The organism is Bradyrhizobium sp. AUGA SZCCT0222, assembly GCF_018130205.1.
In the GTDB taxonomy this organism is placed as follows: Bacteria; Pseudomonadota; Alphaproteobacteria; order Rhizobiales; family Xanthobacteraceae; genus Bradyrhizobium.
Genome location: NZ_JAFCLX010000009.1, coordinates 38,103 through 64,411, shown reverse-complemented (window position 1 = coordinate 64,411; position 26,309 = coordinate 38,103). Strand labels below are relative to the sequence as shown.

Annotated in this window: 24 protein-coding genes; 10 read left to right on the top strand and 14 right to left on the bottom strand. The window is 64.0% G+C overall.

The window, feature by feature from the left end:
- Positions 1-69 precede the first annotated feature (69 nt).
- From JQ629_RS10320 to JQ629_RS10310, 3 genes are all read right to left on the bottom strand, one after another.
- A complete protein-coding gene (locus JQ629_RS10320) occupies positions 70-1,053 on the bottom strand; it encodes an NAD-dependent epimerase/dehydratase family protein (protein WP_212412557.1) in 984 nt (327 codons plus the stop codon).
- 39 nt (positions 1,054-1,092) lie between these two features.
- Positions 1,093-1,872: a class II aldolase/adducin family protein gene (locus tag JQ629_RS10315; protein ID WP_212412556.1), complete on the bottom strand. Its 780-nt coding sequence runs from the start codon at positions 1,870-1,872 to the stop codon at positions 1,093-1,095.
- A 114-nt stretch (positions 1,873-1,986) separates the two neighbouring features.
- Entirely contained in the window at positions 1,987-3,636 is a 1,650-nt protein-coding gene (locus JQ629_RS10310) for a glycosyltransferase family 39 protein (protein ID WP_212265409.1), read from the bottom strand.
- A gap of 392 nt (positions 3,637-4,028) precedes the next feature.
- Here JQ629_RS10310 and JQ629_RS10305 point away from each other — a divergent pair, with 392 nt between their 5' ends.
- On the top strand, positions 4,029-4,910 hold the full coding sequence (locus JQ629_RS10305; protein WP_349631245.1) for a DUF308 domain-containing protein: 882 nt from the start codon (positions 4,029-4,031) through the stop codon (positions 4,908-4,910).
- Positions 4,911-5,110: 200 nt separating this feature from the next.
- A complete protein-coding gene (locus tag JQ629_RS10300) occupies positions 5,111-5,524 on the top strand; it encodes a Ros/MucR family transcriptional regulator (RefSeq protein ID WP_212033281.1) in 414 nt (137 codons plus the stop codon).
- 49 nt (positions 5,525-5,573) lie between these two features.
- Here the strand turns inward: JQ629_RS10300 and JQ629_RS10295 are convergent, their stop codons facing one another.
- Positions 5,574-6,002, bottom strand: a complete 429-nt coding sequence (locus JQ629_RS10295) for a SufE family protein (RefSeq protein WP_212033280.1) — start codon at positions 6,000-6,002, stop codon at positions 5,574-5,576.
- A 194-nt stretch (positions 6,003-6,196) separates the two neighbouring features.
- Positions 6,197-6,616, bottom strand: coding sequence for a DUF5330 domain-containing protein (locus tag JQ629_RS10290; protein WP_212412553.1), 420 nt, complete (start codon positions 6,614-6,616; stop codon positions 6,197-6,199).
- A gap of 434 nt (positions 6,617-7,050) precedes the next feature.
- On the opposite strand from JQ629_RS10290, the gene JQ629_RS10285 reads away from it, so the two are divergent.
- Both JQ629_RS10285 and JQ629_RS10280 read left to right on the top strand, forming a co-directional pair.
- Entirely contained in the window at positions 7,051-8,901 is a 1,851-nt protein-coding gene (locus JQ629_RS10285; protein WP_212412552.1) for a PAS domain-containing sensor histidine kinase, read from the top strand.
- A complete protein-coding gene (locus tag JQ629_RS10280) occupies positions 8,894-9,640 on the top strand; it encodes a peptidoglycan-binding domain-containing protein (protein WP_212412551.1) in 747 nt (248 codons plus the stop codon). Before JQ629_RS10285 ends, JQ629_RS10280 begins: the two co-directional genes overlap by 8 nt.
- A gap of 8 nt (positions 9,641-9,648) precedes the next feature.
- Here JQ629_RS10280 and JQ629_RS10275 read toward each other — a convergent pair whose 3' ends face one another.
- From JQ629_RS10275 to JQ629_RS10260, 4 genes are all read right to left on the bottom strand, one after another.
- A complete protein-coding gene (locus JQ629_RS10275) occupies positions 9,649-11,289 on the bottom strand; it encodes an ankyrin repeat domain-containing protein (protein WP_212412550.1) in 1,641 nt (546 codons plus the stop codon).
- A gap of 236 nt (positions 11,290-11,525) precedes the next feature.
- Positions 11,526-12,608 (bottom strand): class I SAM-dependent methyltransferase, encoded by a 1,083-nt coding sequence (locus JQ629_RS10270; RefSeq protein WP_212412549.1) that lies wholly within the window; start codon positions 12,606-12,608, stop codon positions 11,526-11,528.
- Between the two features lie 28 nt (positions 12,609-12,636).
- Positions 12,637-14,748, bottom strand: coding sequence for an alpha/beta hydrolase (locus JQ629_RS10265; protein ID WP_212412548.1), 2,112 nt, complete (start codon positions 14,746-14,748; stop codon positions 12,637-12,639).
- Positions 14,749-14,757: 9 nt separating this feature from the next.
- Complete coding sequence (locus tag JQ629_RS10260; protein WP_212265399.1) at positions 14,758-15,381, bottom strand: TetR/AcrR family transcriptional regulator; 624 nt, start codon at positions 15,379-15,381, stop codon at positions 14,758-14,760.
- 258 nt (positions 15,382-15,639) lie between these two features.
- On the opposite strand from JQ629_RS10260, the gene JQ629_RS10255 reads away from it, so the two are divergent.
- Positions 15,640-15,984, top strand: a complete 345-nt coding sequence (locus tag JQ629_RS10255; RefSeq protein ID WP_212033272.1) for a DUF1491 family protein — start codon at positions 15,640-15,642, stop codon at positions 15,982-15,984.
- A gap of 76 nt (positions 15,985-16,060) precedes the next feature.
- Here JQ629_RS10255 and JQ629_RS10250 read toward each other — a convergent pair whose 3' ends face one another.
- Entirely contained in the window at positions 16,061-17,035 is a 975-nt protein-coding gene (locus JQ629_RS10250; protein WP_212265397.1) for a DUF2336 domain-containing protein, read from the bottom strand.
- A 241-nt stretch (positions 17,036-17,276) separates the two neighbouring features.
- Here JQ629_RS10250 and JQ629_RS37045 point away from each other — a divergent pair, with 241 nt between their 5' ends.
- Together JQ629_RS37045 and JQ629_RS10245 are read left to right on the top strand one after the other, a co-directional pair.
- Complete coding sequence (locus tag JQ629_RS37045; RefSeq protein WP_249134947.1) at positions 17,277-17,468, top strand: hypothetical protein; 192 nt, start codon at positions 17,277-17,279, stop codon at positions 17,466-17,468.
- Positions 17,469-17,483: 15 nt separating this feature from the next.
- Positions 17,484-18,257, top strand: coding sequence for a hypothetical protein (locus JQ629_RS10245; RefSeq protein WP_212412547.1), 774 nt, complete (start codon positions 17,484-17,486; stop codon positions 18,255-18,257).
- 4 nt (positions 18,258-18,261) lie between these two features.
- On the opposite strand, the gene JQ629_RS10240 is transcribed toward JQ629_RS10245, so the two are convergent.
- Positions 18,262-19,119 (bottom strand): LysR family transcriptional regulator, encoded by an 858-nt coding sequence (locus tag JQ629_RS10240; RefSeq protein WP_212412546.1) that lies wholly within the window; start codon positions 19,117-19,119, stop codon positions 18,262-18,264.
- A 95-nt stretch (positions 19,120-19,214) separates the two neighbouring features.
- Between JQ629_RS10240 and JQ629_RS10235 the strand changes: the two genes are divergently transcribed.
- Positions 19,215-20,042, top strand: coding sequence for an MBL fold metallo-hydrolase (locus JQ629_RS10235; protein ID WP_212412545.1), 828 nt, complete (start codon positions 19,215-19,217; stop codon positions 20,040-20,042).
- A gap of 22 nt (positions 20,043-20,064) precedes the next feature.
- On the opposite strand, the gene JQ629_RS10230 is transcribed toward JQ629_RS10235, so the two are convergent.
- Genes JQ629_RS10230 through JQ629_RS10220 form a run of 3 tightly spaced genes read right to left on the bottom strand, consistent with a single transcriptional unit; the run spans position 20,065 to position 23,573 of the window.
- The gene (locus JQ629_RS10230) at positions 20,065-20,685 is read right to left on the bottom strand and encodes a DUF1254 domain-containing protein (protein WP_212412544.1); all 621 of its coding nucleotides are present in this window, start codon (positions 20,683-20,685) and stop codon (positions 20,065-20,067) included.
- A complete protein-coding gene (locus JQ629_RS10225) occupies positions 20,682-21,260 on the bottom strand; it encodes a DUF1214 domain-containing protein (RefSeq protein WP_212265392.1) in 579 nt (192 codons plus the stop codon). Before JQ629_RS10225 ends, JQ629_RS10230 begins: the two co-directional genes overlap by 4 nt.
- A gap of 27 nt (positions 21,261-21,287) precedes the next feature.
- Positions 21,288-23,573 carry a transglycosylase domain-containing protein gene (locus tag JQ629_RS10220; protein WP_212412543.1) on the bottom strand — a complete coding sequence of 762 codons (2,286 nt, stop codon included), beginning with the start codon at positions 23,571-23,573 and terminating at the stop codon, positions 21,288-21,290.
- Positions 23,574-23,878: 305 nt separating this feature from the next.
- On the opposite strand from JQ629_RS10220, the gene JQ629_RS10215 reads away from it, so the two are divergent.
- Together JQ629_RS10215 and JQ629_RS10210 are read left to right on the top strand one after the other, a co-directional pair.
- Positions 23,879-24,391 carry a YcgN family cysteine cluster protein gene (locus tag JQ629_RS10215; RefSeq protein WP_212412542.1) on the top strand — a complete coding sequence of 171 codons (513 nt, stop codon included), beginning with the start codon at positions 23,879-23,881 and terminating at the stop codon, positions 24,389-24,391.
- 273 nt (positions 24,392-24,664) lie between these two features.
- Positions 24,665-26,248: an MDR family MFS transporter gene (locus JQ629_RS10210; protein ID WP_212412541.1), complete on the top strand. Its 1,584-nt coding sequence runs from the start codon at positions 24,665-24,667 to the stop codon at positions 26,246-26,248.
- Positions 26,249-26,309: the final 61 nt, after the last annotated feature.

Below are 26,309 nucleotides of genomic sequence, written 5' to 3'. Positions count from 1 at the left end.
GGAGGCAACGTACACGCAATTTTCTGAATTTTCAATTCCGCTAACCCGGGCGAATACCGGCGCGGGCCCTTACTCCAGCGGGTATGGCCCGTCGCGGAAGACGAGGTCGTGATAGCCCTTGCTGCCGACCTCACGCGCGAGCGGGCTGCGGATGTCGTCACCGGTTCGCAGCCGCGCCAGCAGGGTGCGGAAATCATGGCGCGGTTGCCAGCCGAGTTCGGCGCGCGCCCTGGCGTTGACGTAAACCCGGTCGATGCCGGAAGCCATCGTCCAGCCGCGGCGTGCATATGCCGCCTCAAAGGCGGGCACGTAACGGCGCAGCACAAGCGGCAAATCGCTGCGCAATTCCGCGGCATCATCGCGCGAGAACGGCGTCGTGGCACTGATGATGTATTTCGCGAAACCTGCTGATGGTGCGTGGCGGATGGCCAGCAGATGCGCGCTGACCACGTCCTCGAGATCGACGCGGCGATGGAGAAGTTCGTTGGCCTTGACGTTGGCGTCGGCATGGCCCTCGCGGACGGCGCGGTTGTCGTCTTCCTCGGGAAAGAAACGCGAGGTGCGCAGAACGATTGCGCCGAGCGAATGGTTGCGCGCAAACAGCTGGCACAGGTCCTCGGCGGCCGCCTTGGTGACGCCGTAGATGTTTTTCGGCACCGGGATGATTTCTTCCGTCACCCAGGCGGCCGGCTCGCCCGGTGGCGGCACCAGCGCGTCACCGAACACGCTCGTGGTGCTGGTATAGACGAACGCCGTGACGCCGGCCGCGGCGGCTTCCTCGAGCAAATTGAGCGTGCCCGTGACGTTGACGTCGACAAAGTCCTGGCGGCTGTGGGTCGCCACATGCGGCTTGTGCAGCGTCGCGGTGTGCAGCACGGCCGTGACGCCCTTCATGCATTGTCGCACAAAGTCGCGGTCGGTGATCGTGCCCACGAGCTGCGTGAACGCGCCGGGAAGAACGTCGATGCCGAGGACTTCACGCCGATCAGCATGCAGGGTGCGGACCAGTGCCTCGCCGAGATGGCCGGAACTGCCGGTCACCAGAATAGTCACGTTGCTGAACCTTTCGCACTGTTCGCCCGCTTGCGGGCGTCAGGTCCGGTAGCTCGGGTCGATGCGATCGAGCTTGCGCAGGAGCGGTGGCCACACCAGGTTGGTCGAGCGCATTTCGGCACGATCAGGATTGCTGAACAGTTGCGCGTTCTTGTAGACCACGGCCTGTTCGACCGGATAGGCTGATGGCCCGAGCATGCGGGTGCGCACCTGCATCGTGCAGGCCCGCTCCAGATGGTACATGCGCTCGAAGGCGGAGGCGACCGAGCGGCCGACCGTGAGCGTGCCGTGATTGCGCAGCAGCATGTGGTTCTTGTTGCCGAGGTCCTTTTGCAGCCGCGGACGCTCGTCATGGTCCAGCGCGATGCCTTCGTAGTCGTGATAGGCGAGGTCATGGGTGACCAGTTGCGCGGTCTGGTTCATCGGCAGCAGGCCTTCCATGCAGCTCGCCACCGCCGTGCCGTCGGGCGTGTGCAGATGCAGCACGCAGCCGGCGTCCTCGCGGACCTCGTGGATCGCCGAATGGATGGTGAAGCCGGCCGGGTTGATGCTGTAGTCGCTCTGGGTGAGCTGGTTGCCGTTGAGGTCGACCTTGACCAGGCTCGAGGCGGTGATCTCGTCGAACATCAGGCCGTAAGGATTGATCAGGAAGTGATGCTCCGGTCCGGGTACCCGTGCGGAAATGTGGGTGTCGACGAGATCGTCCCAGCCATAGAGCGCGACCAGCCGATAGGCGGCGGCGAGATCGACGCGCTGGTTCCACTCGGCATCGGTCATGCCGGACGGTACTTCCTTGAGGCGAGCTTCGGCTGGCGACATGTCCGGTTTCTCCCGTGCAATGCTGGTTTTCGCGGGCGAGCCTAGCCCTGCGCCCGCACCACAGCAAGGCGCGGCCAGGAGCTGGCTGTTATGCCATTGTGCTCGTGATAAGGGCTACGGCGCCGGAATGGCCAGCAGGGAGGAAATGGCGCGGCCGCGAATATCGTAGACGCGCGCGAACACGACGTCGTCGCGCTTGATTTCCACCATCACCGGCGCGGTGAGGCCCTTGCAATAGAATTCGCCCAGCGTCATCGCGAAGTCGGCGGCGTTGCTGTCCCAGCCGATGGTGAAATCCGGACCGAGCGCGACTTGCGCCGGACGTTGCGGGCCGCACACCGCAACCTTCCACTTGCGCCCGCTCGGCGCGACTTCCTGTCGCTCGACCAGTTCCTCGCGCAGGCCGTCGGAAGCCTGCTTCAGCGCCAGGCCCCAATAGTCCAGCATGAAGAAATTGTCGGCGGAGCGGACCGTGCCGGCGATGTGGTTGAAGTGGGTGTATTCGTAAGGATGCAGGCGGATCATTTCGCTGAGCGGCAGCAACAGCCCGAACGCAAACGCCGCAAGGGCTGCGGGTTGCCAGCTGCGGCGGTTTTCCTTCAGCCAGGTCATGCCCCGGCCGAAGGCGACGCCGGCCAGCACCGCCATTGGCGGGATCACGAACACGAAATGCCGGATGCCGTTGTAGAGCGCGGGCCGCTTCACCATCGCGATCACCAGCGGCAGCGTCGCCGCCATCGTGAGCATCAACATAATGGTCTTGCGCCGGGCCGGCACGTCGGTGCGCGACAGCGACATGAAGGTGCCGATGATGCCGGCGAACAACAGCGCCAGCAGCACTTCGGGGAGCTGCAGCGCGAACAGCGTCGGCAGATACGACCACGGCATGTCCGGCACCGACACCAGCGCGCCGTCGAACATTTCCTTCCAGGGCTTTTCGAAGAAATGCGAGAAATAGGTCAGCGCCTTGAACGGATGGTCCGGCTCCATGATCGCCCATGGCCATACCAGGCCCATCAGCAGGTAGCCGAACACGAGGCCCGGCAGCAGCACGTAAACCACATGGCCGAAGCGATGCGCGGCCTCGCGCGCGCCTTGCGTACGATATTCCTCGATCAGCAAGGGCACGAAACCGACCATGGCGTAGACCAGCGCCAGCCCGCCGAGAATGCGGCAGCCGATGGCAAGGCCGGCACCAAATCCGACGATCAGGATGGTTCGCGGCGAGGGCGAGGGATATTCCTCGGCGAGGCGGACCAGACCCAGGATCAGGATCACCATCGAGACCGCGAATGGCGCGTCCTTCGGGTTCATGAACATGTGGCCGTAGAAGGTCGGGCACAGCGCCAGCAGCAACAGCGTCGCGAGCCCGGCCAGCGGACCGCCGACGCGCCGCGCGAGCCGCCACGTCACGGCAAGTCCGATGACGCCGACGACGGCGCCGAGCAGGCGGCGCGTTTCGAACAGTTCGAGCGGGATGACCTTGTGCAGCAGTGCCGCCGCCATGTCGAAGCCGCCGCCGTACATATAGAGATTGGCGAACGACAGCGCGCCGACATCCTTGAAACCGGAACCGTACATGCGCAGCAACAGCTCGGCATATTCGGCGTGGGTGTAATCGTCCCAGCCCAGTCCGTAATCACGGAAGGTCAAACCTGCGACCAGGGTGACAGCGGCCAGCACGACCATGGCTAGGTCGTCCCAAGTCCGCTCCATCGAGCGCCGCTCGGGCGTATCGACGGCAGATGTCGTGATGGCTGACATGGCTATTGGCTAACCCGGTGTCCCCTTTGGCCCAGCGTTTGCGCTTTTGAGCCTCTTTCCCCGGCATCCATATAGCGCAGTTCCATTTTCAAGTAATTGAGAATTGTGGTCTAATTCCCTGATGCAATGCAACAAATTGGCGGTAATTAGTAGGCCGTAGATATACGGGAGGCGTCTGAATGGCAGCTGAATGCCGCGATCGGCGCCTGAATTTTGCAGAGGGAAGGCTTCCGCTGCCAAGGGATTATTCAGGGGATTTTTGAGGAACCGTTTTTTGAGGAACCCTGTGCAGAATTGCTGGTTGGCGATGCGCACATTATGACGGTATCGTGGCATAGGCGGTTTGCGAGCATTTCGGGCGCAGCCGGGGGGTTAGTTCGATGATGGTTGGCATGTTGGTCGCGGGAACCGGCCTTGTTTTGGCGGGCCTGCTGGCGATTGGCTACGGAATCACGATCAACGAGTTCAGCACCGGCAACACGCTGATCCTCTCCGGCGTGACCGGGTTTTGCACGGGCACGATCATGCTCGGGCTCGGGGTGGCAGTGCGGGAACTGAAGAACATCGCGTGGCAGCTCGGTGCTGGCGTATCCCGGCCGCGCGGCGAGGCCGTGGTACGGCCGGTGCTTCCACCGGGTATGTTACCGGAGGCTGGTTCAGGCGACGGCGCTGTTCCATTCAAGCTGGAGACCGCCGAGAGTGCCGGCGGCGAGCCCGCCGCACCTGCTGCCGCGTCGCCGTCTCCGCCGCCATGGCAGGGTGAGGCCGCCACACGCGAGCGCCCGCGTGGCGACCTGCCGACGGAATCCGAGCCGGCCGAGGCTGCGCCCAAGCCAAAGCGCAATCTGTTGTTTTCCTCGACGTCGCGAAAGGAGCGCGAGCGTGCGCAGGCGAGGACCAGCGAGCCGCTGCCGCCGGATCTGTTGTCGCCGGATCTTCGCCCTAATCCGCTAGCCGCGCCGCCGCCGCCAGTCCCCGCCGAAACGCAACCGCCATCGTTCGACGATGCCTGGCCGAAACCGGAGCGATCGCGGCCTGGCGAGACCCCGCCGCCGCGTCGCGCGGCCCGGACACCCCCGGCATTCGACGAACCAAACGGCGCCCCGCCGCGTAATGACCAACAGCCGGCCGTAACGGTGCTGAAATCGGGCGTCGTCGACGGCATGGCCTATTCGCTCTATTCGGACGGATCGATCGAGGCCCAGATGCCCGAGGGCATGATGCGCTTTGCTTCCATCGACGAGCTGCGTACGCACCTCGATCAGCGGCCCTGAAGGGCACAATACTTGGCCAGCAAGCCGGCGTGAAAATAAAACGCCGTAGTTCTTGTCAGATTCCCGGTAATTCGTTCATATTCGCCAAGTCGTAATAAATTCCCTTTGCGTATAGGCGCGTCCGGATACTTTCAGCACCCTACGCGCTCGCGCGTTCGCGATCCCAGGATCGCGTTTGCGATTCCCAGGAAGGTTGAGCCATGACCGATTCCGCCGGCAAGACGCCCGTCGAACTGACCGCCAACATCGTATCGGCCTATCTCAGCAACAATCCGACGCAGGCTTCTGAAATCCCGAACCTGATCAGCCAGGTTCACGCCGCGCTGCTGCGGGTATCGACCGGCCGGATCGAGACGGCGCTCGAACCGGCAAAGCCGGCCGTGTCCGTCAAGAAATCGATGACCCCGGAGTATCTGATCTGTCTCGAGGACGGCAAGCGCTTCAAGTCGCTGAAGCGCCATTTGCGCACGCAATACAACATGACGCCGGAGCAATATCGCGACAAATGGGGCCTTCCGCCCGACTATCCGATGGTCGCGCCGAATTATGCGGTGGCCCGTTCGCAGCTCGCCAAGAAGATGGGCCTCGGCCAGCAGGCGCGGAAGCGGAAATAGCAAAGCGTTTTCGAGCGAAGTGGATACCGGTTCGCGTAAAGAAAACGCGTCAGGAAGCGGTGGCAAGCGCCTCGCGCGCATCGGAGCGGATGCGCTCGACCATCGAGCGCAGGCCGTTGGAACGCTGCGGCGTCAGATGCTCGCGAAATCCGAGTTCGTCGAACAGGGCAATCGCATCCATCGACAGGATCTGCTGCGGCGTGTGCCCGGAATAGAGCGTCAGCAGGATCGCGATCAGGCCGCGTACGATGTGGGCATCGCTGTCGCCGAGGTAATTCAGGCGCGGTTCGCTGTCGCCGCTGCGGTCGAGCTGCTTTGCGAGCCAGACCTGGCTGGCGCAGCCGTTGACCTTGTTGGCCGCTGAATGCTCGGCTTCCGGCATCGGCGCCAGCGTGCGGCCGAGTTCGATGACGTACCGGTAGCGGTCGTCCCACTCGTCCAGCAGCTCAAAATTTTCCCTGATCTCGTCGATCGTCATCGTGGCCCGTGTTCCATGCGCATAGCGTTTTCGAGCGAAGTGGGTAACGGTTCGCGTCAAGAAAACGCGTTAAAAAGGTTGGAGCCCGGGTCTGATGCAATCAGACCCTGCTCCACCGTCTATATAGGATGCGGGTCGAGCGAAAGCGACGAAAATGGAACCGGTTCCGGGCCTATTTTCCAGCCATTATTCCGTCAATGCACAGACGTGCCGCGCCACTCGGCTGCGAGATCCTCTTGCGTGAGCGTATCGCGCGGCGCGGTGGCCGCCAATGTGGCTTCGTCGCCGCCCGGGCCGTCGATCGAGCCGGTGTGGTCGGGGGCTTTCTTGTCGGGCTTATCGGACTTATCGGGCTTGTCGGTGATGATCTGATACAGCTTGCGCGCGCCGTCCTGCGCGCGCTGGCCGATCACGGTCGCGGCCTGGCCGCCGACTTCACAGGCCGCCGGCTGGCGCTTGCAGAACTGCCCCATGTCGGAGACGGCCGCGGTCGCGGCCGATACGGCTTCGGAGGCGCCGATCTGCGGCAGCTTGTCCGATTCAGGCGTCTTTTCTCTGGGCAGCAGCACGAGCACCAGTCCGAGCCAGAACACCATGCGAAGCAGAAAGAACATCTCGCGACCCCGGTCGTTTCTTTTGGTCCTGTTGCGGTTATGTCCGCAGGTTTACTCCTGACTATCAGCCGTCGATAAATCGCAAGTGTTTGCATTGAAGTAAATTCGCCGAAAATTCGCTGAAAATTCCAATGATTTGATTCGACGTAAATTTTCGATTGATATTCGCGAACACAAAAAAGTGGGCGTGCCGGGCCGTCCACCATTTCGAAACCATAGATTGATTGCGCCGGAAACCTGTCGTTCACCATCCGCGTCGAATGAGCGTTCCGTAACGGGTTAAAGCTCCGCGAATGCACGGTGTTTGCCGCCCGGCCGCCGTGCCTTAGCGTTCGCTTAAGTTCGCTCTGACACGGTGGGCCAAAGATAAAGGGGGCGTTCCGGCGCGTCTGCAAAGCCAACCTGCCAGACGAACAAGCCGAAGCGCAAAAGCCGTGAGTGTTTTGAGTATCATCCGCGATTGTCTCGATGCGCTGCTGCATCCGTCCGCACGATATGATGCGCTGACGCGCGCGCGGCATCGCGCCTTTATGGCGCCGCGGCTGCTCGGCAGCCTCGCCGCCTTTGCGGCATTCCCGGTCTACCTGGCGATGCGCGGTGCGCCCACGGCCATCGAGGTTGCGGCTTTTGCCTGGCTGATCGCACCCATCCTGCTGTCATGGTTCCTGTCGCGCACCGGTCGTTACGACGGCGCGCATATTCTGTCGTCGCTGGCGCTGGCCGGTCTCGTCATGATGGTCGCCGCGACGACCGGAGGCATTGAGTCCTTTGCCGCGGTCGGGCTGGTCGTGGTTCCGCTTGAGGCCGCGCTCTCGGCCTCGCGCCGCGTCGTCGCGTTTGCCTCGGCGCTGGCGTTGTCCTGCGCCGCGCTATTGATTGCCCTCGGGCATTTCGACCTGTTGCCGGTGGTGGAGCCGAACGCGGCGTTGCGTAGCGTCCTGATGGCGGTTGGAATAGCAGCGGCGACGCTCTATGCCGTCGGTCTCGCCTTTGGCTCGGAATCGCTGGCGCGTACCAGCGTCGCGCTGCTCAGTGTCGAGGAAGACCGCTACCGCCTGCTGGCGCTCAACATGAGCGACGTGATTTCGCGCCACAGCCGCAACGGCGCGGTGCAGTTCATTTCGCCCGCCGCGGAAACCATGTTGGGCGCTTCAGTCACGCGGCTTGCAGGCCACGGCCTGTTCGACCGCGTCCATGTGGCCGATCGCCCGGCCTATCTGACCGCATTGTCGGACGCCGCGCGTGGCGGCGAGGCGCGCAGCGTCGAGTTCCGGCTGCGGCGCGATGTCGCCCGCGGCCAGAGCAACTCCGATTTCATCTGGGTGGAGATGCGCTGCCGGCCGCTCGAGCACGCCTCGCCCGAGGCCGAAGTCGTCGCCGTGATGCGCGACGTCACCGACCGCAAGGTGCAGGAGCAGGCGCTGGAGTTGGCGCGTACCGCCGCCGAACGGGCGGATGCGTCCAAGACGCGATTCCTCGCCACCATGAGCCATGAACTGCGCACGCCGCTCAACGCCATCATCGGGTTCTCCGAGATGATCGTTCAGGAAGATGTGCTGATGATCGACGCGGCGCGCCGCAAGGAATATGCGCAGCTGATCAACGATTCCGGGCAGCATCTGTTATCGGTCGTCAACGGCATTCTCGACATGTCGAAGATGGAGTCCGGCAATTTCGAGATTTCGCCCGAGCCATTCGCGCCGCGCGCCGCGTTGCTGCATTGCTGCAACCTGCTGGCCCTGAAAGCGCGCGAAAACGGCGTCGATCTCGTCAGCCGTGCGCCGGAAGATCTGCCCATGATGACGGGCGATCCACGCGCCTTCAAACAGATCGTGCTGAATCTGGTCGCCAACGCCGTCAAGTTCACCGAGCGCGGCGGCAATGTCACGGTCGCGGCTGCGGTCGAAGGCTCGCGCCTGATGCTTCGCGTTACCGACACCGGGGTCGGCATCGCACCCGACGATCTCAAGCGGATCGGCGATCCGTTCTTCCAGGCCGGCAAGACCTATCAGCGCAAGCACGAAGGCACCGGCCTCGGGCTGTCGATCGTGAAGGGCCTGGTCGGATTGCACCATGGCGAGGTGAATGTGCAGAGCAAGGTCGATGAGGGAACCACGGTAACCGTGGTCTTGCCGCTTGCCTTCGCGCCGTCGGCGGTGGAATTGAATTCGCCTTCGAGCCCGGTACCTTCGAGCCAAGCACCTTCGAGCAATGTCGCGACGCTGAAGCCGGCGCTGCGATCAGGATTACAAGACCAAGCCCATCAGGTGAAGAAAAGTGCCTAAGCGAACGATCGAGGACGACGAGATGCCGCGCCGCCGCCGTGGCGCGAAAGCGGTTGCAGTCGACGCGGAAGAAGAGCGTGGATTTGTGATGCGCATGCTCCTGCACAGTCCGAAGGACATGCTGGCCGGCGCGCTGGCCATTGCCGCCATCGGCGCCATCCTCACCAACGCCTTGTTTCTGCAGGCCGGTCGTCATCCGTCGCCGATGTTCGGTTCGGTCGTGACGTTGCCGGTGCCCGCGGTTGCGAATCCGCTGCCCCGTCCGCGCCCGGTTGAACTCGCGGTGCGTTCCGCCGAGCCTCCGGAACCGAAACCCGTCGAGGCCAAGCCCGCCGAGAGCAGGAACGTGGATCCCAAATCCGCTGACCCCAAAAGCACTGACCCCATGACCAATCTGGTGGTCAGATCGACCGGTTCGGCTCCCGCTGCAGCTTCCAGCATTGCCCTTCCGGCGGCCAAGCCGGCCGGGTCCGCTCCGGCAACGACAGCCCATGTCGTGAGGCCGCCGGCGCCGATTCCGGCCCCCGCGCAATCCGCGGGCGCGCGTCGCGTGGCGTCAGTGCAGCGCGCGCTAACCGAATACGGCTACGGCCAGTTGAAGCCGACCGGCGCCGTCGGTGCCGACACGCAGGCGGCGATCACGAAATTCGAGCGCGACCGCAAGCTGCCGGTGACCGGACAGATGTCCGACCGACTGGTGAAAGAGCTCACCGCAATGACCGGCCGTCCGATCGAGTAAGCTGGGCCTTACGACCCATCCAGCAGGATCTCGGTGACCTCGTCGGAGAATCGTTTTCTCCGCCCGTCGATCAAAATCCATTCCGAGCCGTCATGATCCGGCTTCGCGCGCGGCATGCCATGGTCGAGCAGGGCGCGCGCGCAGCCCGACCAGTCACCGCCTTCGACCGGCTCGTTGCAAGAGGCCCAGGAAAGCGAACCACAGGCATTGTCGCCGAAGCCATGTTGCTCGGTCCAGTCTGCCCCATGTTCGAGCAGGAACCGGGTCAATTCGGCGTCGCCACGAAACACCGCCAGATTGAGTGCTGACGCATTCCAGTCGCCGCCGCGCACCGCGATCGGCCAGCCGAGCCTGACCATCAGCCTTACCCCCACATCGTTGCCCTCGGCGGCAAGATCGGGCAGCAACCGCAACTGCGAGGCTGGCAGCGTTTCGGGAAGGTCGGGCCGCCTGGCGAGGATGCGCCGGGCCTCGGCCTCATCGCCGCAGGCGCAGGCCGCAATGAACGCTTCCTCATCCGGAATGGGCTCGTGCGCAGCGCTCGCGCGCAAGAGATCGGCGACTTCGCGAAGGCCAAACTGCAAGGCGAGCCTGTAGGCGCTGACGCCATCAGGCGTCGCTGCCAACGGGTTTGCGCCTGCGTCCAGCAACGTCTCGATACACCGGCGGGATCGCCGCCGGCGGATCGCCCACAGCAGTGGCGAACCCCAGTCGGTCAAGGGTGAATTGCGCGCGGGCTCATTTGGATCGCCGCCGTGCTGAAGCAGCAGTTCAAGTGCGGCGACATTGTCGAAGTCGAGTGCATGGTAGATCGCGTTGCTGCCCGCGACATGCGCGCCACGCTCGAGCAGCAGGCGGGTACATGCAAACGTCTCCAGCGAGTGATAGAGGGACTCGCCGTCATTGGGATCAGCGCCGGCGTCGAGCAACAGTTTCGTGAGCTCGGGGTCATGGTTCGTCCCGGCGGCGCCATACAGCGCCGACAAGGGATTGCCGTCGTCAGGTTCGCTGACCGATGCCGGCGGCCAACGGTTGCCGATGCGCTGATTGGGATCGGCGCCTGCGCCCAGCAGCAAACGGGCACAGCGATGCAGACGCGCGCGGAATTCCGGAACGGACAACAGGCTGGAATGCGTGATGGCGACAAGCGGTGGCAAGCGTAGCGGTCCACCCGGACGGTTGACCCAAGCCGGGTCTTGCTGCGTCGCCTGTCGCAACGCATCTTCCGCGCCGATCGCACATGCCAGATAGGGGTTGCCCGAGACGAGATCGGGGTTTTCGGCCAGCATCCTGATGGCAATGCGCGGATTGGCGCGATTTGCCGTGCCATTGATGTCGCCGGCATAAACCAGTTGGAGCCAGCGCAGGACACGTTCCTCGCGCTCGCTGCCGATGGCCGATTGCGCTTCCAGATAACGTCTCAGGTCCTGCCAGGAAGCGAAGCCGTAGTCGCGCGCCACGCATGATTGAGCGTCATGGAGCCGGAGATTCAAGGAAGCGATCTGATCGTCGCTCTGCCCCGCGGCTGCCGGAAGGGCACGGCGAAACCGGGCAAAAGCGTCGCCATCACGCTGCCGGTAGAGACGGATGAGATCCTTGGCTTGCTTCTTGAGATGGTCGAGATTTAGTCGATCAGGCGATCGTTCCATTGGAAACCTCCGTGCATGGATCGCCGATGGTCCGCAATACCGGCTGCTGCACAAAGGCTCTAGGTGCTGCTTGGAAGCTGCAAGTGGGTTCGACCCTTCCCGCGGACCCGGGCGCGGCTTGCACCGCAGGCTTCAGAATATGGTTGGTCCGCGCGACGGTCAACCCGCCGTATGTCGGCCGCAAGGATTCTTGCGGCCGGTGAACTTTGCCAGGCTTGCAGCCGCCATGCTGGATACTAAGGCCTTGCCTCGAGGATCATGTTGAACGGCGTCTCGGTGGCACGACGCACGCTCTTAAAACCACCCTTCAGAATGATTTCGCGGAGCCGTGCTTCGCCGGCCTGCGCGCCCAGCGCCGTGCCGACTTCCTGCGAGAGCGAGGTCGGCACGCAGATCATTGTCGATGCGGCATAGTACAAGCGCCCGACCGGGTTGAGGTTCTGCTCGAGACGATCGCCGGCTATCGGCTCGCAGATCATCCATGTTCCATCGTCCTTCAGGGATTGGCGGATGTGGGCGGCGGCTCCCGCCGGGTCGCCCATGTCGTGCAAGCAGTCGAAACAGGTCACGAGATCGTAGTCCTTGCCGGGATAGTCCTTGGCGAGGCCGACCTCGAAGCGCGTGTTGGCGGAAACGCCGTGGGTTTCGGCATGCGCCTTTGCATCCGCAATCGAACCGGGATGGAAGTCGTAGCCGACGAACCGGGACTTGGGAAAAGCCTTGGCCATCAGGACCGTCGACCAACCGTGGCCGCAGCCGACGTCCGCGACCTCAGCGCCGGCTTCCAACTTCTTCATCACGTCACCTCCGAGAGCAGGAAGCCACGTCGATACGATGTTGTTGTGATAGCCGGGCCGGAAGAAGCGGGCCACCGCGCAGAACATGCAGCCGGCCTGATCGCCCCAGGCGACACCGCCACCGGACTTGAACGCGGCCTGAACTTTCGGCTGGTTATCGAGCATCGCCGCCATCAGATCGAAGCCGCCCATCAGATAAACAGGGCTGTCGGGAATAGCGAACACCATCGCCTGCTCGGGCGGCAGCGCGAATTTCGCCGAGGCAGGGTCGTAGGACAGGTAGTTGGAACTCGCCTGATTGGACAGCCACTCGCGAAGGTATCGCGGATCGACCTTCGCGGTGCTGGCGAGTTCGGCTGAGGTCATCGGCCCATTGGTGTGTAGCGCCTTGTACAATCCTAGCGCATCGCCCATCCGTACCATGGCGACGCTGGACGCGCCCCCGAGGTCGCCCAGCATCTGGCCGACGAATGCGTTGAGTTTGCCTTCATCAATCCGGGTCGCTTGATTAACGCTCGACATAGCTACCTCCACTGACAATTGATCTCGGTTAGAACAGATCCGCCAGCATGCGGGCGGCACGGACCGCACCGTCAGCTTCGACGGATTTGAATTTGGCCGGCGCGCGCAATGCACCAACCATCGCTTCAGCGATCATGTCCGGCGTCGACGTCGCGAATGCCATGCGCGTGCCGGCGCCATAGCGATCGAGACGATGCGCGACGTGGAAATTCTGCTCGAAGTGGTTCTGGAGCGGAAAGTAGAGGAACGGCGTTCCGGCGGCGGTCAACTCCATGCAGGTGGTTAGGCCGCCCTGCACGAGCGCGAGATCGCATGCGGCGAGATGACGGTCGAGGTCGGGTACGAAGGCGCGCACCTCGACACCCTCTGGCGCGCCGAGCGAGGCCGGATCGATCCGCGGGCCCGCCACCACGATCATACGCAACTCGGGCAGCCTGGCCCGCGCTATCGGATAGCTCTGCAGGATGCGTTTGATCAGGTGGGTGCCGACGGCGGATCCGCCGACCGTGACGATGCAGACGCGCTCGTCCGGCCGGTAGCCGAGGCGCTCGCGCAGCTCCGCGCGGCTGCCGAAAATATGCGGGTGTTCACCGATGATGTAGCCGGCGAAATCGAAATGCCGCGGCACCCAGTCGCGCATCGCCGGCAGGTCCTTGCCGAACGACAACGGGACGATGTCCTCTAGGCTTCCGACGAAAATGGCGCGGTCGCGCACGCCGGGATGCCGCTCGATGTGTTCGATCATTTCGGCGTTGTAGTCGGTGGTCAGAAACGCCTCATGCTCGCCGCCCGACGGCATCGGCACATAGCCGACGAAGTCGGTGAACCAGGCGAGCCCCGCTTTCTTCAGCTCCGGGTGCTCGTGCCAGTAATGATCGATGTCCCAGGCCTCGTCGGCGATGACGAGATCGTAGCCTCCCTCGTCGACGGCATCCTGGAAAGTCATGAAGTTCGCGATCAGCACCTCGTCCATGTTGCGGAGGGCCTGGAAACAATGCAGGTCGTGCTCGCCCGACTCCATCTCGATATGCCTGGACTCGCTGGCCAGCCGCGCACTCAGCGGATGGACCCGTTCGCCGTTGGCCTCCAGCAGGCGCGTCACCGGATCCTGCGCCAGCCAATCGACCTCCAGATCCGGATGCAGCTTGCGTAGCTCGCGCGCGATGGCGATATCGCGCCGTCCATGCCCGAGGCCGATCGGCGAGGAGAGATAGAGTGCGCGCTTGGCTTTCCGCGTCGTCCGGTTCGCTCGCGTTGCGGGGGCGGCGATGGCGAGCCTGCGAGCGAGGAAATCGACAATCAGGGTGTTGGTCTTTGCGGGAATGCGGCCGAGCGGGTTGTGACCGCCGCCCGGAATGGTCACCAGCTCCGCATTCATCACCTCGGCCAGCGATCTCGCGCGTGCATGGCGCTGGATCTGGTCGTTGTCGCCGTGAATGAGCAGCACAGGACAGCGGATCTTGCGATACATCGCTTCGCTGACATCGAAGCGTGGCGGGATCATCCGTGCGTCGACGGTGTTGATCAACACGGGACCGCTGGTCTCGCCCGCCCAGCCGATGCCGTCCTCGATCTGCTTGGTCGAGTGCGGTTCGGAATGGATGTTTCGGATAAAGTGTTCGGCGAAGTCGGGGTAATCCGCCAGCCAGTGCGCGCGGTTGAATTTATTCCAGCCGTCGAACCGCTCCTGTTTGGCATCGAAATGCTTGTTCGCCAAATGGGGATAGTTGGCGGGTCCGATGCTCGCTACCGTCCCGACCAGGATCGCGGCCTTCACACGATCAGGGTGATGCGCGGCCAGCACGCTGGCGAGCATGCCGCCAAACGACAGGCCAACGAGAATTGCCTTGCCCGCGCCGGTGGCGTCCATGACGGCAAGCAGATCGGCCACGTAATTGTCCAGCGAATAGCTCGTCACGTCCTCAGGGCGGTCCGACTTGCCGTTGCCGCGGCCGTCATAGGTGATGCAGCGGAAGCGTTCGCTGAAATACGGCAATTGCGCCTTGTAGATCCGCGAATGGACGATGCACCAGGGCGGCACGAACAGCATGGTTTCCGGGCCATTGCCGTAGATCTCGTAGTAGATCCTGACGCCGTCGCGATCGATAGAACCACTTTCGTCGGGCAATTTCGCACGCATCGCGTCACCTCATCGATTGGCTGCACCTTCGACGCTGCGAACGAGATCACCGACCCGTCGCAAGGACTGGCGTATCGGCGAGCCTTTCTTCTCGAAACCAAGCAGATAGAGGCTTTCTGCGCCGATGAACGCGTTGGCAGCAAAAGCTCCGACCTCCTCGGGCGTCAGCGGGCCGAGGCCGCCGAATTCGCGTTCAGCCTTGCGTGCCGCGCCGACGATGAGATCGACCCATCCCATGATCGCGGTGCGAACGACCTGCGCGACCGCCGGGTCGGACCAGCTCGCAGCAATCAGTTCCTGCAGCACGCGCACATAGCCGGAGGCGATGTCGTCATCGAGATAATCGCAGGCCCGGTCCCATTGCTCCGACAGTTTGAGACGGGTGTCGCCGAACATGGCGTTCTGGCGATCCAAAAGCTGCGCGTTCAAGTACTCGAACAGCGCCAGCACCATCCCTTGCTTGGATCCGAAATGATAATGGATCTGGCTCAACGGAACGCCGGCAGCCGCCGCGACGTCGCGGGTCGACAAGCCCGCGTAGCCGTTCTGGCGCAACACTTTCTTGGCGGCTTCGAGCAGCGTGGTGCTGGTCTCTGCCTTTTTCTCGATTTTCTTGGCCGCTGCGCGCGCCACGATGAAATCTCCCTGGTGCGATCGCGGGTCACCATAATTCGGTCGACCGACCGAGTCAAGATTCTTGCGTGGCTGCTCACGATCTTGTGCGCGCTCACGTGCGGCATGGGCCGGAGTTACCGTGGATCCATGACTGGTCGGGAACCGCGACGTGGAAACCGTTCCGGCTTTGACAAACGCTGCCGACTGCGTGCGCAAGGGAACGCGCCTGGCCATGGCCTCTGGCGCCGGCCTGGACGCTGGCCTATCGTCGAACCCATGCGATTGAAATCGAGTATTTGGGTGGCGGCCTATCTGCGCCGTTGCCAAACCGAAGGCGTATTCGGCGCCGTGCGCCGGCGCGGCGCGGAGGAAGCCGGTGCTGTTTTCGTCAAGGTGGCCCACCTCGACGGCAACGCCATGCTGTACGGGCCGGCGCCGCAGACCGTCTATGACGAGAGCCGGCCGACCGAGCGCCTGTTCGTGCCGGCGTCGCCGCAGCCGGTGCCTGAGCAATCGGTGGAAGAACGCCTTGCCAAGGAAATCAAGTTCGATCCCGACACCTGGATCGTCGAGACCGAAGATCGGGCAGGGCGGCATTTTCTCGATCTGGCGAAGGCCTGAAACCGGCCCCTTCTACCTTGCATGGGTTTGTTTTCGAGATTTTGTGTCCGGGCCCACCGGATCGCTATGCCGTCGTCTACCGCCCCGATCCGTCGGTGCCGGTGCGCACGATTGGTGCGCTTCCGGGCTGTACGGCAGGCCGTGTCTGGGATGCGGCGGAGCGGGCGCGGTTGCGCTCGTCGTCGTAGAGCGCGGCGCGGTATTTGGCGCGCGTGACCGCCATGGTCGAACCGCGCCACGCCGCCAGCATCACCAGCGCGGAGCGTTCGGTCAGCCGGTCGTAGAGCCGCGACAGCCGGTAGACATGGTGCACGGAGACGCCGGATTCGGGATTGAGGAACATCAATATCCGCTGGAACGCCGCGCTCGGCATGTCGAGCGCACGGGCCGCACAGGCCAGCGGCTCGCCGCCGGGGTCATTCACCACCTGGGTGGCGATCCGCGCCGGCAGGATCAGCGCCTCGCCGATCTCCAGCGCGAAACTGTCGGCGTCCTCGGCAAACGCGGCCATCTCCAGCGTCTCGATCGCACGCTTGGCGCGCGCCGCCGGAATCCGCGCCGAGGCCTTCAGCGGCGTCTCGTTGAGATTGTGCAGGATCTGCGCGCGTTCGCTGGCATTGGCCGCAAAGAACATGTCGCTGATTTCGGCGGCATCGTTGGGCCGCATCGCCAGGCTGGAAGCCATTCGCAGTTCCGCTTCGGTCGGAACCCGGGGGGGCGCTTCGGGCGGGGCTTTGGCAATCGAAGGCGCGAGCGGCACCGTCTGGCCGGGATGGGCGCGCCGCAATCCGAGCTTGTTCATGATCTCGAGGGGGGTCGCCGGATAGATGGCAAGCCGGGCCCGCACGGCCGCGCGGGTGGCGTCGTCGACCTGGTCGATCAGCCGTGAAGTTAACTCGACGAACTGCCGTTCCTCGTCGGCGGAATGCGCGCTGGCCTGGACATAAAGGTCGGTCAGCACGCGCAGCAAGGTAGGGCGGATATCGACGCCCTCGCGGCGCGAGAGCGACATCAGCCCGTCGAAGCCCGGAAATAATGGTGCTGCGGTCATGTGAGGTATACGCGACTTGGAAATCCCTTGGCTGAGCCTACGCGGGGCACTTTAAGAGTTGGTTAAGGAAAACAACCCCTGAAAGAATGCCGGGATTTTGCGGGTGTTACATAAACCACAGCGGCCGATCCGGTGGCTGGCCCCCAAGCGGCGATTAAGATGCCGTTAACCACGTTCTGTTCTGAATGATCGCATGTCGCCGGCCAAATCATGTCTGTGCGGCAATGAGAGAGAACGGAACATGGGCACCATCATTGAATTTCCGGCGGATGCAGCTTCGCGGCGGCCCGCCCTGGATGGCGCTTCACGCGAGGGCATGGGGACCGTACTGATCCTTCCGGTTATCCGGATCGAGCGTCCAACCGACGAGAGCGGCGGACGCGGACCGGAAGAAGGTACCGCTCCCAGCCGCCGTCGCCGTCGGCGCCCCTGACAACGGACATTTGAAATGCCGGAGCTGCGCCACCCGATCCGGACCGCCGGGGTTCGGTCACTCCCGGCTCTTATACTCATCCTGATTGGCTCGGCCCTCGGCGGCTGCAGCGGCGGCGATTTCGGCCGCACCCGCGCCGATTTCCGCAACGACGATATGCATCGCTGGCTGGGCGCGGAAGCGACCGGCAGCGTCGGGCTCAAGCCGTCGCAATTCCAGCTCACCGAAAACGAGCGCCAGCTTCGCGATCTCGCCTATCCCCTGATCGAGCCGCCGCTTTCGCGGCCAGCCTGGAAGAGCGTGTTCGGCGATTACCAGCCGCTGCCCTCGCCCTGGCGGCAGAAGGTCGTGTTCGATCGCACCACCTATGGGCGCGCCTTGATCGACGAGCCGCACCGCGCGCATACCTCGCGCTATCAGCAATTGATCGAGGACGTGCGCAACGACATCACGCGGTTTGAGCCGTTCTTTGCCTCCGCCATCCGCGTGATCGAACTCGACCGCAAGCGCAGTGCCAGCCTGAGGATGGTCTCGGAGCTGTCACCGCGCGAACAGGCCGACGCGGTCGCCCGCATGGAAGAGAACACGCTGATCGTGCAATGGGTGCAGCAGTGCCTGGAGCGGAGGATCGCGTCCTATCGCTGGGCGCTGGAGCGGCTGGTGATCCAGGCGCCCGACACCATCGCGGCCGATGCCGACCGCCTGATCGGCGAACTCGCCGCCCAAACCGCCAATCCGCCGGTCGCCGCCAACCCCGTGATCGGGCGTGCGGTCACGGTGAAGGGCTGATCCATCAGCGCGCCTTGCCGGCCGATTTGGCGCGGCCGGCTTTCGGGCGCCCGCTCTGCAACCTCGCGATAAAATTCTGCAGCACCTCTGACGGCGGCCGCGCGGCGCTATAGGCAAGGCCAACCTGGCGCTTCACGTCGACATCGATCTCGCGCACGGCGACATCGGGATTGGCGCGCGCGACGCCCTCCGGAACGATGGCGATGCCGACGCCGGCCGCGACCAGCGCCATCGTCCAGTCCTCGGATTCGGCAATCGCCGCGGGCTGGCGCGACGGTGAGGCGGCTCGGCCGAAAAATTCGCTCTGCTCGCAATGGCAGCGATCGATCATTGCGACGCCGGCAAGGTCCGACGTGCGAAGCCGCTCCTTCAGCGTGAGCGGGTGCGACGGCGGCAGGGCGGCAACGTAGCGTTCGACCCACAGCGGAATGAAATGCTCGTCGGCATTGATGATGTTTTTCGAAATGATCCGCGCGTCCGCGGCGTCCTTGATGCCGACGAGGCGAAGCGCGACATCGGCGGTCCCGGTCAGCGGCTTCAGCAAGGCGATCGTTCGCGGCATGTCGAGCGTGCGCATCAGGCCGAGTGTCAGTTGCCGCCGCGTCGACGGCTTGCGGAACAGGTTCTTCGCGGCGTCCGCGTCGTCGATGATGCGGCGGGCGACGGCGTGGAATTGTTCGGCCGACGCGGTCGGTGCGACGCCCTTCTTGTGCCGGATGAACAGCGTGGTGCCGAGCTCGGCTTCGAGGTTGGTGATCGCCGCGGAGATCGAGGGTTGCGAGATGAAGCAACGCTTCGCCGCCGCCGTCAGGTTACGTTCGCTGAACACGGCCGTGAAGTAGCGCAGCTCGCGGATATCCATAGCTGTATCCTATTGATACTATCAGATATCAATATTTTACCTATGAACGGAGAAATGGCAACGAGGGCGCCTGACTTTCAGCGAAGGAGCTTGCGATGCGCGTCCACCACATCAACACCGGCACCATGTGCCCGATCGGCCAGCGGTTCGTGAATGGCACCGGCAGCATGTTCCGGCGGGCGCGAATGGTCTGTCACTGCCTGTTGGTCGAGACCCATGACGGGCTTGCGCTGGTCGATACCGGCATCGGGCTCGATGACATTGCCAACCCGCCGCGGCTGGGGCGCAAGTGGGTGCGGCAGACGACACCGCGGCTCGATCCTGCCGAAACCGCCGTTCGGCAGGTCAAGGCGCTCGGCTATTCGCCGGATGATGTACGGCACCTGCTGCTGACGCATCTCGATCGCGATCACGCCGGAGGCATCCCGGATTTCCCGAATGCCAAGGTGCATGTCCATCGCCGCGAACTCGACATGGCGGTGCTCCGTCGCGTCCCCGCGCCGAAGGGCCGCTACGTCAGAGATCAATGGAAGCATGGTCCGGAATGGGTGCTGTATGGCGAGGGCGGCGAGGACTGGTTCGGCTTCAAGGGCGTGCGCGCGCTCGGCGATCGCGAACCCGACATCCTGATGATCCCGCTGCCCGGCCATACGCTCGGCCATTGCGGCATCGCCGTGCGCACCAAAGACAAATGGCTGCTGCACGCCGGCGACGCCTATTTCTTCCACGGCCAGATCCAGGCAAAGCCGAAAATGCCGCTGGTGCTCGGCCTGTTTCAGCGCCGCGCCGACATGGACCGCGCGCTACGCATCGAAAATCAGGAGCGATTGCGGTCGCTGAAGGCAAGCCACGGCCATGCCGTGACGATCTTCAACAGCCATGATCCCGTTGATTACGAGCACTGCCGCTGCGGGCAGCACTAACCGCTCGCGTGGTGCGCGGCTGCTATCGCTTGCCCTTCGGCGCGGGCGCCGGGGCGGGTGCGGGTGGCGGCGGTTCCGGCTGCTTGGGCGGCGGGATTTCGGTCTGCAGCGTGCAGCGCGAGGCCGCCAGCGAAGCCTGGGCCTGCGGCATCAGGCCGGGCTCCGGCGCCAACGCCTTCAGCACGATCAACCCGGTGATGGTCGGGGAGTCGATGATCAGCCGGTCGGCGGCGGTGACTTCCTCATCCTCTGGCAACTGGCCGTGTTGCTCCTCGGTCATCAGGTCGAGTTCGATGACTTTGCGCCCGGCGGAGCGGTCGTTGATGGCGTAGTAAGCAACCTCGTTGCGGGTGTAGAACGACACCGACGTATAGGCTTGGCTGACCGGCACCGTGAGCTTGAGCGGGCCGCCTGACAAATCGTAGCGGCAGATCGCGACCGCGAACGCGGGATCCATGAACGGCATCGGCGCGTTGTTGGGGTCGGCGAGCGCGAGCGGTGTCACGGCGTTGGTCCTGGTCATCGGCGTCAGCCGCGAATAGGCGTCCTGGGTTGCGATGCGCGGCAGCGCCAGCACGCTGACGAGATGGACCACGCCGCCGAGCAGCACGCCTGCGATGATCGTGAACAAGAGCCGGATCATGGGCAGCCCACCGTGGTGATGGAGGGCATCGGCGCGTCGCGCTGCGTCCGCGTCGCGACCCCGACCGGCGTATCGTACAACCGAAGCATCAGCGCGTAACGCTCGATCCCGCCGGTCGGCAGCCAGTTTCCGGCGCGCGAGCGCGAGGCGATGCGGATCTCGAACGCCCCGTCGGAGCCGCGGATGATTTCCTGGCTGGTGAAGCCATAGCGCTGCAATGAATTCGCCACCAGATGTCCCTTGCGGTCGAACAGCGTCAGCGTCCAGAACCGCGCCGCGGGCGTCACGCCGCTGACCACCACGTCGCAGCGTCCGTCGAGCGGCTTCTTCTTGTCGTCTGACGTAGCCGAGAAGGCGATGCCGTCGCCGGTGCCGATCGGCAGTTCACCGCTGCGTGCGATCGAGGCGCGTGAATAGGGATCGACTTCGGCGGTGCCGCTCTTGGGCCGCGCCGTCCACGAACCGATCGTGAGCGTGCCAAGATCAGTGCCGCGCGTCGCCGTCATATAGGTCGAGCCCAGACCGACGACGGTGGCGAGCGCCAACGCGAGCAACGTGATGAAGATCAGCCGCACAGGCCAGTGCTCCGCAAAATCACCGCACTAGTTCTTCCGCTGCGCCGGCGGAGCCGGGTCGCCGGCGGCTGCGACGTAATTGTCGGGGAAGGCCAGCGCGCTCGACGATGTCGACTTGCCCGGCTTGGCCGGTTCGCTGGCCGACGTCTTGCCTGCGGTCTTGCCGGCCTCGTCGAGCAGCTTCTCGACGCGCACCAGAATGTCGGCGCCGCGCTTGGTCAGCACCGGCGGCGGGCCCGGCTTGGTGTCGAGGATCTTCGGCGCGCCATTGGCGGCGACGTTGGCGGCCTGGGCGGCCTGCGGCAGTTTCGTGCCCATGCCGATGCCCGGCACTTCCTTGATCTCGACGCCCTGGTGAGCGACCACCATGACCTCGCGCCAGGTCTGCGCCGGCAGCGAGCCGCCGGTCATGCGGTTGGTCGGGGAATAGTCGTCGTTGCCGTACCAGACCGCGCAGGTGAAGTTTCCGGTGAAGCCGACAAACCAGGCGTCGCGATAGGCGTTGGTGGTGCCGGTCTTGCCGGCGGTCGGAATACCGTCGATGATCGCGCGCCGTGCCGTGCCTTCGCTCACGACGTGGCTCATCATTTCCGACATCTCGGCGGCGACGTTGACGGGAATGGCCTGGATCTGCTTCTTGCCGTCGCGATCGAAGCGCCAGACCAGATCGCCGGCGCCGGTGCGCACTTCCAGCACCGCATGCGGGATCGGCGCCTTGCCCTTGTTCGGGAAGGTCGCATAGGCCACCGCATGCTCGAGCACGTTGACTTCATCGGAGCCGATCGGCATCGACGGCGTATCGGGCAGCGGCGCCTTGATGCCGAACCTGCGCGCCACTTCGGTGATCTTGACGCGGCCGGCCTTGGCCGGGTTCGGCGACTTGCCGCCGAGCGCAATCGAGAGTTTTACCGGAATGACGTTGATCGAACGCGTGATCGCCTGCGTCAGCGTCATCGGTCCCGAATAGGAGTGGCTGTAGTTCTGCGGACACCAGTTGCCGATGCAGACCGGGCCGTCGACCACGATCGAGGACGGCTTGTAGCCGTTCATCAGCGCGGTGGCGTAGACATAGGGCTTGAACGACGAACCGGGTTGGCGCATCGCGTCGGTCGCGCGGTTGAACTGGCTGGCGCCATAGTCGCGTCCGCCGACCATCGCGCGCACACCGCCATCGAGGTCGGCGACGGCGAGGGCTGCCTGGGTCGCATGGTAATCGCGGCCGAACTGCCGGAGCTGGTTCTCGACGGTTGCTTCCGCGGCGCGCTGCACGGTCATGTCGATCGCGGTGCGGACCACGAAGACGCGCTCGGTGTAGGATTTCGGGAACGTGTCGACCAGCTTGCGCATCTCGTCGAACGCCCAGTCGAGGTAATAGTTCGGCGAATTCTCGTCGCGGCGGTCGACGGCGACGGCCGGATTACGCCGCGCACCGAACACCTGGCCTTCGGTCATGAAGCCGGCATCGACGAGGTTGTCCAGCACCACGTTGGCGCGGGCGCGGGCGGCGGGCAGGTTGATGTGCGGCGCGTATTTGGTCGGCGCCTTGAACAGGCCGGCCAGCATCGCGGATTCGGCAAGCGTGACGTCGCGCGCCGACTTGTTGAAATAGAAATGCGCCGCACCGTCAACGCCGAAGGTGCCGCCGCCCATATAGGCGCGGTCGAGATAGAGTTTCAGGATCTCGTTTTTGGTGAGCCGCGTCTCCAGCCATATCGCAAGGAAGGCTTCCTTCACCTTGCGTTCGATGGTGCGCTCGTTGTTCAGGAACAGGTTCTTCGCCAGCTGCTGGGAGATCGACGAACCGCCCTGGCGCACGCCGCCGGCCTGCGCGTTGGTGACGAGGGCGCGCGCGGTGCCGGCGATGTCGATGCCGAAATGGTCGTAGAAGCGGCGGTCTTCGGTGGCGAGCGTCGCCTTGATCAGATTGTCCGGAAAGTCTTCGAGCGGGATCGAGTCGTTGTGCTTGATGCCGCGGTTGCCGATCGGATTGCCGTAGCGGTCGAGGAACGACACCGCGAGGTCGGATTTTTTCAGCCAGTCATCGTCGGCGGTTTCGCGAAACGCGGGCACCGCGAGCGCCAGCATCAGGATCAGGCCGCCGAGACCGATGGTGGCGGCTTCCGAAGCCGGCTCGATGAACACCCAGCGCTTCCAGCCGCCGACATAGAAGCGGTCCATGAAGGTCGAAAAGCGCTCATAGAGTTCGCGCGCGCCCTTGCCGGATGAGAACAGCGTCGAGTCGATGCGCGCGTCGAGGTCCAGCATGACGTGCTGGATCTTTGTCTTCCATCGCGCTGGAATGAACTGGCGCACCGGGGCCCTTGGTCGGTTCGTAGGCGCTCTGCGCACGCTTGGCGCTATCGAGACGTCTTGCTTCGATGTTGCGGCAAACCCAAGGCGCTTTTACGGCTCGCCAGGCGACCTTCAAGCACGTTGGGGACTCGCGGTTGTTCTATCCGAGCGGGGGCCATAAACCAATGGTCTGGCTCACCATTTTGATGTCAGGACTAACGCCGCCCCCGGCTTTTTATACCGGCCGGAGCGGTCTCGCTTGCAAGGCTGCCACCGCACCTCCTAGAAGGGCGCAAGACCGCCCCGATCCGGAAAACCCTGAATTTATGACCGCACCGCCCAAGCCCGTTTCCGGCCAGGAGGGATTCTTCTGGAAAACCAAGACGTTGGAAGAGATGTCCAGCGCCGAATGGGAAAGCCTGTGCGACGGCTGCGCGCGCTGCTGCCTGGAAAAGCTCGAAGACGAGGATACCGGCAAGATCTATTTCACCCACGTCTCCTGCAAGCTGCTCGATTCGGGCTCCTGTGCCTGCAAGGACTACCCGAACCGCTCCGCCAAGGTTCCCGACTGCGTCCGGCTGACCCCGGAAAACGTCCGCACCCTGAACTGGCTGCCGCCGAGCTGCGGTTACAAGCTGGTCGCCGAGGGCCGTGACCTCTACTGGTGGCACCCGCTGCTATCAGGTGATCCCAATACCGTACATGAGGCCGGCGTTTCCGTGCGCGGGCGGGTGCAGGGAACGGAGAACGAGATTGCAGACGAGGATCTCGAGGATCACATCGTGCAATGGCCGGCGCTCTTGCCGAAGCGGGCGCGGCTGAAGAAGCGGCCGGTGTGAACTTGCAGCGCGGCCCAGAGCAAATCGCGAAAACAACCCCATGCTCCAGCGCCCATTGCGAAGCTGCGCTCATGAGGCGGGCGGGTTCAAAAGGCGGCCGAAATCGTAGCGTTTTGCGCAAGCCATCGATCACGTGATTGCGAAGCTGCGCTCGCGGGATGCTCCCATGCGCGCAAGTGCCTGCCGCCGGAGCAGTTTGCGCTCTAAAGTGCAGCCGATATAGCGATTCCATCTCGGCGGCTTTGAGCTGCGAAGAAAAATATTACGTCTCAAATGAACAAGTTCGAACGGCAGCGTGGTCAACCTGCCGACCATGATACGTTAACCGACGAAATTTCGGCTGAACTCTCGCACATCACGACCGAGGTCATCGATGTCAGCGATGCGCCGCCGATTGCGCCGCGCGCGCCGCTGACTCAGGACGAGGTCCGCACCATCCTGATCAGCCTGATGCTGACGATGTTTCTGGCCGCGCTCGACCAGACCATTGTCGCGACCGCGCTGCCGACCATTGGCCGTCAGTTCGGCGACGTTTCCAATCTCTCCTGGGTGATCACGGCGTACCTTTTGGCATCGACCGCGGTGGCGCCGGTGTTCGGCACGCTGAGCGACATCTACGGCCGCCGCGTCATGATCATTGTCGCCCTCAGCCTGTTCATCGCGGGCTCGATCCTGTGCGCATTGGCGCCGAACATGCCGATCCTGATCCTCGCGCGCGGTCTGCAGGGCCTCGGCGGCGGCGGCATCATGCCTGTCGTGCAGACCGTGATCTCCGACGTGGTGAGCCCACGCGAACGCGGCCAATACCAGGCCTATTTCAGCGGCGTGTGGGTCGCCGCCGGGATCGGCGGGCCGGTCGTCGGCGGGGTGTTCGCCGAACATCTGCACTGGTCGATGATCTTCTGGATCAACGTGCCGCTCGCGCTCGGCGCGCTGGCGCTGCTGCTGCCGAAGATGGGCAAGATCCCGGTGTTCCACCGTCGGCGCAAGGTCGACTGGCTCGGCGGCGTCTTGCTGATGGCGGCCGCGGTCGTGTTCATGCTGGTGCTGACCTGGGGCGGCAATCGTTATCTGTGGCTGTCGCCGACCATCATCGCGATGATCGGCGCCTCAGTCGCGCTGGCGTTCAGCTTCGTCTGGCACGCGCGCAAGGCCGACGAGCCGTTCCTGCCGCTGCCGCTGATGGGCGGAACTGTGGTGCCCTACGCGATGGCCGCAGGCGGCTGTGCGCTCGGCGCCATCACCGGACTGACGGTAAATCTGCCGCTCTATTACGAGGTGGTCTATCACCTCAGCGCCAGCGAGGCGGGCCTCGCGCTGATTCCGCTCGCCGCGATCTCGACCTGTGGCGCCGCGATCGCCGGACGCACCATGGCGCGCGCCAAACATTACAAGCGCGTCGCGATCGTCGGCACTTCGCTGGCAGCGGTCTCGGGATGCGCGCTGGCGCTCACGACGCTGCCGCTGTGGGGATTGCTGGTGCTGCTGTCGATCTTCGCGCTCGGGCTCGGAACGACGTTCCCGGTCAGCGTGGTCTCGCTGCAGAATTCGGTGGCGCGGCCGCAGATCGGCACCGTCACCGGTGCAATGAATTTCTTTCGCGCGCTGATGTCGTCGTTCACGGTCGCAGCCTTCACCGCGATCCTGCTGATGGTGCTGGGGGCGGACATTTCGCTGGTCGGCGAACACCACGGTCCCCTGAATTCGATCCCCGTCGCCGACATGATCACGGCGTTCCGCTACGTATTCGGCGCTGCGGCCGCGCTGATGGCAGGCGCCACGCTCTGCATGATCCTGATGGAAGAACGGCCGCTGGCCGGGCCGGGGACGCCGCCGCCCGTCGAGATGGCGGAATAGGGCGCTAGAGCTTCGGCTCTGATAGCATCAGAACCGAAGCTCCAGATTCCTATTTTGACGC